The sequence below is a fragment of the Rhizobium nepotum 39/7 genome (genome assembly GCF_000949865.1).
Classification (GTDB): domain Bacteria; phylum Pseudomonadota; class Alphaproteobacteria; order Rhizobiales; family Rhizobiaceae; genus Agrobacterium; species Agrobacterium nepotum.
Map to the genome: position 1 here is coordinate 1 of NZ_JWJH01000026.1, position 12,579 is coordinate 12,579.

Sequence of the window (12,579 nt, forward strand, 5' to 3'; positions counted from 1 at the left end):
GGTGGCGGAGGTGCTTCCGGGACCTCGACCGTGGGCAGCGGCGGCGGTAACGGTGTTCTGAAGCCTTCATTTCTTGGTGTCTGGACGGGCCGGAATTCCTCACGGGGTGTCGTGTCAATCGGTGGCTCTTCTTCCCCGCCCACCAGAAGGAAATAGAGGACCACACCAAGGCCGGCAATACCGGCAACGACGGCAAACGGGCGCATGAGGCCTATGCCACCGCGCCTCACCTGTCCGCCAATGGACGTGTCGGTGTCGATGGATTGGTAATTGGGATCCGACATGGTGCCCCTCCTATCTTGATTGCGATTGCTGGCTGAATGTTCCGCTGCCAATTCGCTTCGGCGATACCGCGCCCTCGATCGGCGCAGGAATATCGGAAGGGGCAGTCCGGAGATTGAAGAGGCAGGTCTCGGCCTCAGTACCAAAGCGCAGTGTCCACTGCCGCGAGACCTTGTCGATGACGATGTAGTCGGCCTCGCGGCGGTAGTTCACGAGGCTTTCGCGCCGCTTGCCGTCAACGATGAAGATCGCCGGAACGTCGCCGGTGAATTTCATGAAGGTCTTCAATCCATCGTCAAAGACCCAGAGCGGCTTGGCTCCGTCGCTTCCCTTGAAGCCGTAGTCGTAATTGACCTTGTCGCGACGAATGTTCTTGATGTTGGGATTGCGCTGGGCTTCCTGTGCCTGCTTCCAGAGCTCCGCCGTTCCTTTCAGTCCGGCATCCTCAGGATAGGTGAACCGCAGTTTGAAGGTCTGGTTCTGCATCGCCTTGGTATCGTTGACACGCAGGTCGAAGGAATAGGTCCGCTTCGTCGTGACCACCGAAAGATTGGTGGCCGCATCCTTCTCCATCGGTTTCAGGGTCAGAGAACGCCGATCTGCGGAGGTCAAAATCTGCCAGGAGACGGTATCGCCGGCAACGACCTGTGTTATATCCTCGTCCGGACCGAAGAGGATCGTCGTCACCAGACCGTAGGTGCCCGTCACGAGGAAGACCTGCTCGGCCGAATAGGGAAGCGACCGGATTCTCGGATCAAGGCGACCCGGTCTGGCAACGAGCTCGGCATGCGCAACCAGCGGGCCCAGCAGCATGAACAGGGACATTGCAACGGTCCGCCTCATCATGGCGTGATCCCTGACGGCATGGTCTCGGGAACCCTTGCATATTCGGTCACGACAAAGCCGAGAGGATTGTAGAGACGGACCCGGTTGCTGGCGGGCAGGTTGATCTGCCGGTAGCGTATGGTCGCCGACCAGCGGGTGACGACATCGCCACCACGGCGACGTTCTCTTGTCTCGAAGCGAACAGCCATGGTCGAGGAATTGAGGGGATTGACCGAGAGGATTTCCGGGCGGATTTCGCCGGTTGCACCGAGCATCTTGACCGGCCCTTGCGGATTGGAGGGGTTCATCCAGGCCTCGTAGTCCTTGAAGGCTTGCGAGCCGGGTTCCGACCACAGCGCAATCATGTCGAAATTGTCGGACAGATAGCGGGGATCGTAAGTCTCGCGGCGGATCACATAGTTGCCCGCAAAGGCGGCTCGGACAGCCTGGTTTTCCGATACGCTCGAGCGATCCTTTTCGAGCGTGGTAACCGTCTCCATGTAGCCGGTGTTCTTGTCCACGATCAGCGGGACAACCTCGGTACGTACCAAGGGAAAGAGTTGAGCAACTGAAAATGAGAGTACAGCCGCGACGGCCCAGCCGGCTACCGCGAACACGAGCAGGATCAGACCGATCAGGGTGCGAAGGGAGCGATTCTTCTCACCCCAGGAAAGGTGTTGGTCGTAAATGTCCTGCGGACCGGCAACCTGGTCGGCCGGCGCGGATTGCAATTGCCTTCTGAACAATGCCAAGTTCTATTCCCAAAACATAATCGTCGTTAATCTCTTTAAGCCGCGTCATCGGCAGAAGCGGCTTGCGCATGGAAATTCTGAATTCGACCAGCGCATGTTTCGCCTCACTCGCCGCTGCGCCGACGCATGGTCAGCATCCGGCCGAGCGCGCCAGCGCCTGCAATCCCGCCGCGGCCGGCGAGCGCAGCCGCGGTGACCGCGCCTTTTGGCCCGGCAAGCATGCCAAGAGCCATCGCTGCCGCCTGTCCGCTTCTTGAACCGCTCGCGGAGAGGCCAGCGCGAGCCGCTCCATACGTCGTGTTGACACCACCGCCGTCCGGTACTGAAGGCGCGATGCCGTAGGCGAACGTCCTTGCAAAATCAGGAACCTGGAAAATGAAATAGGAGATCAGCGCCAGATAGAGCACCATGGCCAGCACGATCGCCAGCGCATTTTCCCTGGTCGCCATGTCGCCGTTGATCGTGTCCATCATCCCGATCAGAAACCCGAAAGACAGCCCGGCCATGACATAGGTGAAAAGCAGCATGAACATGCCATAGGCGATGCCCCTCACCCACGCATCGAAGACGAAACGCGTGATGCCGAAGAAATAGGAGAGAATGGCGATCGGACCGATCGCAAGCATGACGGCGGTGATCATTTTCGCGAACAGCGTCACTCCAGTCAGGATCAGCAGCATCGGCAGCAGGCCGAAGACCAGTACGATGAAGACCACCACCGCACCGGTGACGTTTGGCAGCCATCCGGATTCGTAGGAATTGAAGAGCTGCATGGCGAAGTCGTAGACTTTGCGCGACATGCTGGCGACTTGGTTGGCAAGATCGGAGCCAGCGGATTGCCCGCCCATGGCGGACGAAATGGCAGCACCCAGATCCTGAGGTGACGTCAAAATGAATTGACCGATGTTGTCGTAGAAGGTGGCCCAGGACATTACCAGCGCATAGGCAAGCGCGAGTTTCGAGGCCGTGATCGCCATGTCCTGCAAGGAGACGCTCGACAGACCGAGCGCACCCCAGAGGAAATAGAGGATAAGAAACAGCGCAAGGATGGATGACACCAGATCGCCATTCTCGGCGAACAGTCCCCATGCTTTCTCGAGGGACGCTTCGTTGATCCTGTCAAAGTATCCGAGTGCGTCGCCATAGAAATTAACTGCGTAGCTGACCGGATCCATTACTCCCCCTGGAAGAAATTGACGGGTCGCATCGGACCGCAATCGCTCCTGACGATATCCGCAAGGGCCTGTTGCGACGGCGCCGGTTGTTGCCCCGCCTCGTAGCCGAGCGCCGGGACGGGGTTCTCGTCAGCTGAGCATTTGGCCAACTGTTCGAACTTGCCCCCGCATCCGGACAAGGTGGCGACGGCCAGGATCAGCAACGGGTCCAACCTCAAGGGTTCTGCTCCTCGAATGCCTGCAGCTGATCGCGAACCGAAGCCCCGTCTGCGCCACCGCCGCCCGAGCGCATCACGCTGTCGGGAAGTGTTGCGAAGGTCTTGAGGTTCTGGGATGAGGTGGCGAGGGCCGCCTTATACTGCTGGTTCAGCAACATAACCTGATTGTTGAGTGAGCCGACGGCCTCATTGGCAGTCTGGTTGCCCTGGAGCACCATCTGCGTGTTCTGTTCGAGTGCGCCCTTCAGGTCCTGCGCCGTGCCGATCTGCTCTGTCGCCTGCATGAAGGCATTCTGCCGATCCTTGGTGGCCCTGTTCATTGCATCGGTGAGTGCCGTCAATGTCGTCAGCGCATTGATGCCCTGCGAATAGGCCTGGTTGGCGCCTGACAGCTCGCCTCCCTTGACGGTATCAACGACCATCTTCACCAGATTGAGTCCATTGATCAGCTTGGCGGCGGAGTTCTGGAATTCACCGCTGATACCGCCGAACAACGCTTCGTTTCCGGACAGGATGCTGTTGAAATCCGGCGCCTGGCCCATGCTGAAACCATTGCCGGTCGCAAGCTTGGCAAACTGGCTGGCGTCCTGCGACCGGTCGCCAGTAATCGCCTGAAGCGTCTTTATCGTGTTGTCCTTGACGATGGACGTGTCGCCCTGGATCTGCTTCGAAAGCTTTTCAATCTCCTCGCTTATCGCGATATTTTCCTTGTCCTTGACCGGCACCTGCGCAAAGGCGTGCGACACTGTGGTGATGCCGAGCGCCGCGGCCATAACGAATTTTCTCATCTGCCGGTCCTCTCTCTTCCTGTTCAGTTTGCGGTCGGTCTGGCGTCGACGACCGTCACCAGTCCGAGCGCCGGATCCTCCAGCACCGAGAAGGTCGCGACATCGCCACTGGCGCGTGCCTGCTCCTGTAGGTCCTCGAGCCAACGCTGAATCTGATCTGTGGTGGCGGTCGAGGGCACGGCAAAGCATCGAGTGCCGCCAGTGTCGATGATTGTCGAGGGGCACTGGACTTCAGCCATCGCGAGGGAACCGTCATGGTCCCTGGCGTTGCCGCCTCCTGAGCCGCGCAAGGCTGCCGAAGAAGACTGCAGCCCGGCTTGCAGACGCTGGAGATACTGCTGGTTTGCCGCCAGCGATTTTCCGAGCAGCCCGTTCCAGACTGAACCGCGTTCAACCTGCGCCTCGGTGTTACGGTCCACCGCCTTTTTCAGCTGCTCGCCGCATCCACTGATGTCACTGACGGTTTCCGTTTCGATGCCGTCGCCCGACGGGGTCCGGTCGCCGTTCTCGGCCTTGTTCCGGCTGTAATAGGCCGAGACCTTTTTGACGTAATCCTGGGTCTCGGGAATGTTGGGTATCCGACCGTTCTGCAACGATTGGCGATAAGGCCCGGCATTGTATCCTGCTGCGACCAGGTCATAGCGATTGCCGAACATTCCCTGCAGTTGCTTGATGTATTTGACACCGCCGCGGATGTTGTCGCGCAGGTCGTAAGGATTGACGCCAAGTCCCGCCGCGGTCCCCGGCATCAGTTGCATGACGCCGGTCGCGCCAACGGGCGAGCGCGCCGATTGGCGGAAGCGTGACTCCTGCTCGGCGATCGCCAGCGCAAAATTGGGATCGACTCCCTGGCGGATTGCTTCGTCCGCCACCATACGAGCGACTTCCTGCTGGCTATGCGTACGCTTCGACGGGCCGGCCGGCAAAGTGTCACCGGCCATGCCCTCGGCCGAGCAATCGGCCGGCGCGCCAGAGCCTTGTCCGGGCGCAACGCTGTCCGTCGTTCCGCCCGACGCACCTTTCAACGCCCGCGTATCCGCCTGATAGGTCTTGTACCAGTTCTCCGTCGCCTGCTGGATGTTGCGGCGGGCGTTGTCGATCACCGGCACCTGCGCAAAGCCTGGCGCCGGCGTGAACAGGGTGGACATGACGATGGCGCTGATGGTTGTCAGTTCAGGAAGTCTTGCGTTGGTCATCGGACGCATCCCCCTCCCAGTCGCAGAATTTCGACAGCCAGTTCTTTGGATCGTCGCCATATTCGTCGAGCAGCATCTCAACCTCTCGGACTGTCTCCTCACGACCCGACAGGACCTTGATGAACTCCGGCATGTGAGCCATGTCGACACGCGCGATCACACTGCTCTTCGCGCGCTTGATCAGCATGAAGCGCGAGGCCGGATCACCGTTTTTGACCCAGTCGAACTCGGCCCTGGAGAGACCGAAATGGGCCATGTAGGAATTCTCGTCAGCCTTCGGATTGGCGAAAAAGATGTTGGTCGACGTCTGCTCGATGATCGTCCGGCTGACACTGGATTGCACCACGTCGTCGGCTGACTGGGTTCCGAAGATGACGAGACCATTTCGCTTTCTGATGGTCTTGAAATAGTCCTTCATGGTGCGCTTGAACTCGTCGTCATCAAGCAGCTTCCAGGCTTCATCCATTAAATTGATAATCGGCGCCTTGCCGTCGTAAACCTCGTCCAGCCGGTGGAACATGTAGAGGAGTGCTGCTGTGCGCACGGGCGGATCGTCGAGGATCGACGTCATGTCGAACCCGATCATTGGCCGCGAGATGTCGAGATTGTCGTCGGCATTATCGAAGAGCCAGGCATAGGGTCCGTGATCAACCCACTTGTCGAGCCGTGCAATCAGGCTTCCCTCGGTCCGCTCGCTTCCGGCGAGCAGGGCGCGAAGTGACGACAGCCGGCGATAGGATCGGTCCTTCGTCTTGAGGACCGACTTGATCGCGGTGCGAATGATAGTCTCTTCCTGCGGCGCCAGGCTTTCGCCTTCCTTCGACGGCCTCAGCATGAAGCTTAAGAGCCGATAGAGGAAAACACGGTTCTCTTCGGTGTCGTCGAGGAGCAGGGGGTTCCAACCGGATGGCTCACCGGGTTCGAGCGTCATGTAGTTTCCGCCCGCCGCGCGAACCATGATGTCAAGACCGCGATCCTTGTCGAAGACGATGGTCTTCAGACGCGGACTGACGCGGTAAGCCTGCAGGATCAGGAATGCCATGATGACGGTTTTGCCGGAGCCGGTCGGTCCGAACACCGTCGTGTGCCCGACATCGCCCTGGTGGAAATTGAAGAAGAATGGCGTTCCCGACGTCGTCTCGAAAATGGTGATCGCCGGTCCCCAATGATTGCCGTCCGGCTTGCCATAGGGATAGGCGTGGAAGCTGCTCAGGCCCGCACAATTGAGAGTGGAGATCACGGCCCGACGGGCGATATAGGCCTGATTTCCAGGAAGCTGCGCCCAATAGGCCGGCTCCGCGTTCAGATCCTCGCGGACATAGGAAGCACCGAGCGCTCCAAGCTCGTTGCCGATCAGGGCAACCGCATCGTCCAGTTGGGCCGCCGTTTTTGCCACCGGCATGACGGTGAGATGATGCTCGGCGAAGGCAACGCGTTTCCTCGCCAGTTCATCACGCGCAATATCAAGACTGGCCTGAACGCTGGAACCGCCCTCGTCGGCCTTCGACAGTTGCCGGTCGAGCCGCTCGATGCGGCTTCTCGCGGCCATGTCGTCAATGAAGGACATGGACTGGGTGAGCACCATCTCAAAGGGGAGCTTGAGAATGTAGTCGAGCATGCCGGCGCCCGTCTCGGGCGGATATTCCTTCAAAGACACCATTGCGGCGTAGCGGTCATCGCCCTGCGTATCGCCCTGAAGATGGATCGTCCGGTTGCCGATTGATGTGCGACGTGCCGGCAGCATCGCATCGATTGGAAGGTTGCAGAGCCGGATTGGCCGGACACGACCGCCATTCAACAGCGTATAGAAGAATTCGCATTGTTCCGAGAACCAGGATCCCGCGGTACGCCCATCGACCTCCATGCTTTCGGAGAAGTCACGAAAGATTGCTTTGCCGTTGCCAAGGTCAACCTGGACACGCTGCACGTCACGCAGGACTTTGGGGCCGTAGGCGGCGAGCGACTTTTCAAGCGCTTTGGTCGCCTCGACCAGTTTGTCACGCATTGAGCGAAACTGTTCCTTGCGCACCACATCACCGCCGATGCCTATGAGACGGGAAAGCGCGGAGCCTTGTTTGAACAGCGGGCGCACGACGAGCGAGATGTAGGTGTCGTTGACGAACATCTCGTTCATTGAGATGCTTGCCTGATAGACATCATCCAGACGCCGGATGAAGGGGTCGGTGAAGGTTGCTGGCAAGGACGGCGCCACCTTTCGCCTGACAACATGGGTGTAGAGCGCAAAATTGCCGATCGAGGAAATGGCGCGAAAAGCCGAGCTGCGCTGCCGCTGCAGCATGTTGATCGTTTCGATGTCGGCCGTTTCGAACGAGAAGCCTGTGAGGCGCAGGGTCGATACCAGGCAATCGTTCTTCAGCCTGATGATCCCGTTTTCGATCGGAACATAGAATGGAACATGGGTCGAGATATTGCGATCGGCAAAGATCTCCCAACCCTTCGACAAGCTTCCCTTCAGCGATCTTGCCATCGTGCTCATCGGTCAAGCTCCGTAGGTCCGGATGCCCCCGCCCAGTCTGCGGCCGAGGGGATTGACGCCGCACATGCTGAGGCGGCCGAGGATGTCGAAGAACCAGAGGTCGAGTTTGACCGTCAGCACATAAAGAATGCCGTGCAGGACCACGAACGACACGGGGAACCACAGGATGGAGCCGAGCACCATGAACACCATGAGCGAGACGAAGCACTCCGCCAGGAAGTAGGTGTAAGGGATCCCCATCACCGTCGGCGGCCGCGTGAGCGCAAGGATGACGGGATAGGATTCGATATGGTCGTCCCCGCCTGAAGTCTTGTTGGCAGAGTTCGTCATGATCAAGATCCGGCGCCAGCTAGGAAGTCTACAAGCTCAGCGGCAGCAAACATGCCGGCGAGGCTCCCACCGACCCGCAGAAGCGCGCCCCAGGACCAGAAGCCGAAGGCCGCAGCGAGGAACATGCCAATGAAGGCAATCGCTCCAACCGAGCGACCAAAGGGGCCGGTAAAGAACTGTACCAGCCTGTCGGCAGCATTCTCCAGGGCATCTAGGCTTTGAGCGGCAGCTGGCTCGTATTGACTGACGAACAGCACCGAGGTGGCAAGTAACACCATCGCCGCATGGCCGGCCCACTTGCGCTTGACCAGGGAACGGCAGCTCACGCTGCCAACGAGAATTGCCATGACAATCATGTTCATTGAAGTACCTCATCCTTGACGATTTTGACCGGACCGCCGAGTTGCGCCGCGTCCAGCGGTTGTGGGAGGCGACTGTCCGACGCGAGCGGGCTTGCAGCTGAGAAGACAAGCATCGGGGACCTTGCCCGGTCGGTCGGGCCTGAGCGGCGGTGCTGATTGGATTGAAAGCCAGATGCTGGACCAGGCATCGGGGGCTGGGAGCTTGCCGGCTTGCCGGTGTAGTAGCCGACGACACGCGTCACATAGTCCGCGGTTTCGCGGATCAGTGGCAGGGATTGATGGGCATCGACGCGTGGTTCTCCGGCATTGTATGCGGAGGCGATCAGCACCGGGTTCCTGTACTTGTCGATGAGCAGACGCAGGAAACGCGTGCCCGCGCGAATATTCTGTTCGGGATCAGTAAGGTCGTTGGCGCCGAAAGCATCGCCGATCTTTGGCATCACCTGCATCAGGCCGACGGCACCAGCCGAACTAACGAGGCCAGGATTGAAACGCGCGTTTTCCGCGCGCATGATCGAAAGCACCCAATTTGGATCGACCTCTTCCTCAGCGGCGATTTCTACTGCAAGGGCTGCGTAGTCCTCAGGCACGCCGGAAAGCAGGTCGGGACGGGCTTGCGTCGCTGTCCGATCGGCAGGGGTGCCGGGTCCGAAGGCTGGATCCACAGTGCCCGCGTCAGACGAGAAGACACTGATGGGCGAGAACACGGCGCGGTCGCGCCGTGTTCTCATGTTGCCGGCCGCTTCTCCCGGAAGCTCTGGGTCACGGTCATCCGATTCGAACGCTGCTTCTGCGACGAAAGACAGATTTACGGGGACCGCGTTGGTATTGGCCTGTCCCCAAAACCGCTCATTGAAACTGGTGAGATCGATGCTTGGCGGTGGCTGTTGGTCGGCGTCCACGGCGGGTGTTGGCAGCGCGCTGAGATCACTTGAGGTTTTCCCCGCGAAACGGAAGGACCACTCGGTAGGTTCATGGTTCTCGCCGATCTCAAGAGGGGCGCTCTCGGCGGACGTTGCCGCAAAACATGTCGCCAGGAACACAGACGTCAGCGCAGGCCAGACGGCCCTTCGTAACACTCCGGGTCGCGGTCTGTTCACAGAAGAAAGCGGGCCGTCATCCATTCTGAATCAGTCCATAACTTGTACTTCAATACAAGTTATGGACTGCAATCCGCGTCAGAAATCAACCAAAAAATATAACTTGAGTACAAGTTTTATCCAAAAGGCCGATATCGCCCTTAAAATTATTTAACGAAATCAATCCAGTAGCCGCGACCACCGATCCGGTTTCCATTGATACTCGATCTGGTCTCGATCGCCCAGGATACGTGCCAAACGAACGGCGGTTCCCCCTTTTACCAGGACCGAACCGGCATCGGCGCCTGACTGCCCATGATAGATTCGGCATGTGAAATTTGGCAGTTCCCGCTGGATCCTGGAAACCGGCCAGCAAGAGGAAACCTGATAACGAGCGCCATCGACAGCCCTACCCAAATCGCGCGAAATCTGCTGTACCGGGCCGAGCCTATGCCGTCCGAACTCAGTTCCATAGTCGAGCTGGCACTCGACAATATTGGCTGGATAGTGTTTGCAGGCGGAAAGACCGAGATAGGCAAATGGTGCTGGCGGCAACGGACTGGACGACTGGGCGTGCTGCCCGCATCCGGCCAACGGAATTGTCAAGGCTAACTGCCAAAACAACGCTTTAATGATTCGCACGATTTACCTCCTAGATTTGCTGCTGATATCCGGCATGTTCGAGGGCTTCGAGAAAGAGGTCGCGGGCGATCCCGCAATAGGGCGACGACAGCCGCGCCAGATGCAGTTGGGTCAGGACCAGCCCGAGCGTTCCAATGGTCGTGGTTACCTCTTTGAGGTCATCATTAAGACCATCGCGACACATCTCGCGTCCATCATGGCTTTTGACGACGATCGCATAGTCGTTGCGCGCGATGCTATGCCACAATTCGACGGTACCGGTTTTGCCGTCATGGGTTTCTGTGTCGCAGATGAGCATCATCGCGTAGTCTGGAAGAGGAAGGTCGCATTCCTCGATCGAGGTTCCGCCATTAAACTCCGTGAGCGCCACCGCAGACGAGAACAGCAGCAATCGTTCGTTCACCAGCAGCCGCCGTTGTCCGAGGCGCACAAAGCCGTTCATGACGTCCGAACGAATAACTTTTGGCGCGAGACATTCCTCGCAGTGCTCGCAGACCTGCACCAACCGATCGTTCCTGAAGGAGAACGTGTTGTGGAAACGACCGAGGAGGAAGCGTTCGATATTTTCGGTGCGGCCGCCAAGCGACTCGACGAATGCGAACGCACCAAACCGCGTCCAGGCTTGATTGACATCACTCTCTGCCGATAACCCTGCGATACTCACCAGGCTGGATGGGCCGGCCACGATGCCTGCGGTCCGCGTCTCCGCACCGCAGTGCGGGCAATCAATGCTGACCGGCACCCGGTACCATTCCTTCGTCAGTAGAGATCGGTGGCTTGTCAGTGGGATACCCGCCTTGCTATTTTGTTGGAAGGACTCGCAGAGATCAGCGCAGAACCGACTCCCGGCGCCTCGCAACAAGGCAGAAATGTCATCGGCGACGCATAGAGTTCTGCGATAAAACTTGTACTTCAATACAATTTTGTAGCAGTCATGGGCGAAGCGCTCAAGATGGGGAAGTCGGGTTTGGTGCTAGCACCGGTTTGAAGCAATTTGCGTCACTACGTCCTGGAAGTGCCGCCGCATGTCGAATACGGGCTGACAGAGATCAGCCCCGGAGCTTTGCGCGGCGCTTAGGGATTTAGCTTCTGTGTCCACGACAATCCGGACACCGTCAGAGCGTGCCGTCGCGCTTACGACCGGGCGGAGTTATAAATCCTAGTGACCGAAATTGGCTGAGAAGCCCAGGTGTCTCTCTGGGATAGCAATGCTGGGCTAAGCCCACTTTGAATATCGTCAATCATTGGCCTGAAAGGCCGACCTGACGTCGCAAGCCGCATCTTGTGATGCTGGCGCCGTCTACTATTCCGACGGGGATGTAAAGGGTTGTTGTATCGAAACGACAGTTCACGCATGCACCGATTTGCCAATTGGCGCATCAGCCGATTTACACACGACAGAACAACCAGTTGGCGAAGGCACCTATTCAGCTAATCGGTGGCGCACTTTTTCACCGCGTTTCTTCTTTGCAGATCGACCGATTCACCCGTTGGCATAAGCACCGATTTACTCGTTCACCTATTCGTGCAGACGCGGATTTGCCTGTTTACGCAACCACTACTTCCCCGATTCACCTATTCGTCCAAGCGGTGTGCCGCCATTTCGCCGATGGGCGTCTTCGCTGGTCCGCTGATGCACCTATGGCCCGGACCCCCATTCGCCCACAAGCCGATTTCCCTGCTTGCCGATTCGAGGTTTCACCGAGTCACCGATTGACGGATTAACCGCTTCACCCAAAAACCTGGTCGTTCATTCACTGAGTAGCGCAATCGCCCGAACTGCGGCATAGAACCAGCCGGACACAAGCTCTGCTGGACCATCAAAACAGGCCCAATCGCCTTCCGTCTTCGGTCGCACACTGATCGTTTGCAGCCGTCATTCGTGTCCAGCTTGCCAGAAAAAATCGCAGATCATGGAACCGCTCGGTCGCCTTGGTGACGATCGCCCCTCGGGCGAAACGGCTATTGGTATACCAATAGCCTATCCTGCCATCTCTCACCACCATGTGCGACCCACGTGCCCGACCCGCCAATGCTGTTGCGAGTCGTCAGACGATGCCACAGCGATCACAGGTGTATGTACGCCTGTGATCCGCGGAGGAGGAATAGCGCGTGGGTCGCACATGGTGGTGAGAGATGCTGAAGCGAGCCGCCGTCGCGAGCAGTCGGGATGCCCGTGACCGCAGGGAGCGGACATCGATGACATGCGAACGACAGGGCGGTGAGCACAAGCAGGAGCGGATGATCGGCTGGAGCGGATGCCCGAAGCATGAGGGCGCAGCGCAGGACGATCATCCGCTCCGTATTGTTTGGGGAAGTCGCGGCAGCGTCCGTCTACCGGCCCGAGAGGCCGGGCGGGGCTTGCCCCGCACCACAGGGAGAGGGGTGCTTGAGGGGAGAGGCGGCAAGTCTCTCCCCTCAAGACCGCAGGCA

Annotated in this window: 12 protein-coding genes and 1 pseudogene; all 13 read right to left on the reverse strand. The window is 58.8% G+C overall.

Annotated features, from left to right (window positions below):
• Positions 1-284: pseudogene (locus RS75_RS21725) on the reverse strand (type IV secretion system protein VirB10); the annotation flags it as partial.
• Between the two features lie 10 nt (positions 285-294).
• The gene (locus RS75_RS21730) at positions 295-1,128 is read right to left on the reverse strand and encodes a TrbG/VirB9 family P-type conjugative transfer protein (RefSeq protein WP_045024384.1); all 834 of its coding nucleotides are present in this window, start codon (positions 1,126-1,128) and stop codon (positions 295-297) included.
• Positions 1,125-1,859 (reverse strand): virB8 family protein, encoded by a 735-nt coding sequence (locus RS75_RS21735; protein ID WP_045024391.1) that lies wholly within the window; start codon positions 1,857-1,859, stop codon positions 1,125-1,127. The genes RS75_RS21730 and RS75_RS21735 overlap by 4 nt, the downstream gene beginning before the upstream one ends.
• Before the next feature lie 104 nt (positions 1,860-1,963).
• A complete protein-coding gene (locus RS75_RS21740; protein WP_045024393.1) occupies positions 1,964-3,034 on the reverse strand; it encodes a type IV secretion system protein in 1,071 nt (356 codons plus the stop codon).
• Entirely contained in the window at positions 3,034-3,237 is a 204-nt protein-coding gene (locus tag RS75_RS21745) for a hypothetical protein (protein ID WP_234704309.1), read from the reverse strand. The genes RS75_RS21740 and RS75_RS21745 overlap by 1 nt, the downstream gene beginning before the upstream one ends.
• A gap of 11 nt (positions 3,238-3,248) precedes the next feature.
• Positions 3,249-4,040, reverse strand: a complete 792-nt coding sequence (locus tag RS75_RS21750) for a hypothetical protein (protein WP_045024395.1) — start codon at positions 4,038-4,040, stop codon at positions 3,249-3,251.
• 23 nt (positions 4,041-4,063) lie between these two features.
• Positions 4,064-5,236 (reverse strand): lytic transglycosylase domain-containing protein, encoded by a 1,173-nt coding sequence (locus tag RS75_RS21755; protein WP_045024446.1) that lies wholly within the window; start codon positions 5,234-5,236, stop codon positions 4,064-4,066.
• Positions 5,214-7,733 (reverse strand): VirB4 family type IV secretion/conjugal transfer ATPase, encoded by a 2,520-nt coding sequence (locus RS75_RS21760; protein ID WP_045024396.1) that lies wholly within the window; start codon positions 7,731-7,733, stop codon positions 5,214-5,216. Before RS75_RS21760 ends, RS75_RS21755 begins: the two co-directional genes overlap by 23 nt.
• Positions 7,734-7,736: 3 nt before the next feature.
• Positions 7,737-8,063, reverse strand: a complete 327-nt coding sequence (locus RS75_RS21765) for a VirB3 family type IV secretion system protein (protein ID WP_045024398.1) — start codon at positions 8,061-8,063, stop codon at positions 7,737-7,739.
• A 2-nt stretch (positions 8,064-8,065) separates the two neighbouring features.
• Entirely contained in the window at positions 8,066-8,425 is a 360-nt protein-coding gene (locus RS75_RS21770) for a TrbC/VirB2 family protein (protein WP_045024400.1), read from the reverse strand.
• Positions 8,422-9,549, reverse strand: a complete 1,128-nt coding sequence (locus tag RS75_RS21775; protein ID WP_045024402.1) for a lytic transglycosylase domain-containing protein — start codon at positions 9,547-9,549, stop codon at positions 8,422-8,424. The genes RS75_RS21770 and RS75_RS21775 overlap by 4 nt, the downstream gene beginning before the upstream one ends.
• A gap of 135 nt (positions 9,550-9,684) precedes the next feature.
• On the reverse strand, positions 9,685-10,146 hold the full coding sequence (locus RS75_RS26475) for a hypothetical protein (protein ID WP_152643176.1): 462 nt from the start codon (positions 10,144-10,146) through the stop codon (positions 9,685-9,687).
• Positions 10,147-10,156: 10 nt separating this feature from the next.
• Positions 10,157-10,888 (reverse strand): hypothetical protein, encoded by a 732-nt coding sequence (locus tag RS75_RS21780; protein ID WP_234704310.1) that lies wholly within the window; start codon positions 10,886-10,888, stop codon positions 10,157-10,159.
• Positions 10,889-12,579 lie beyond the last annotated feature (1,691 nt).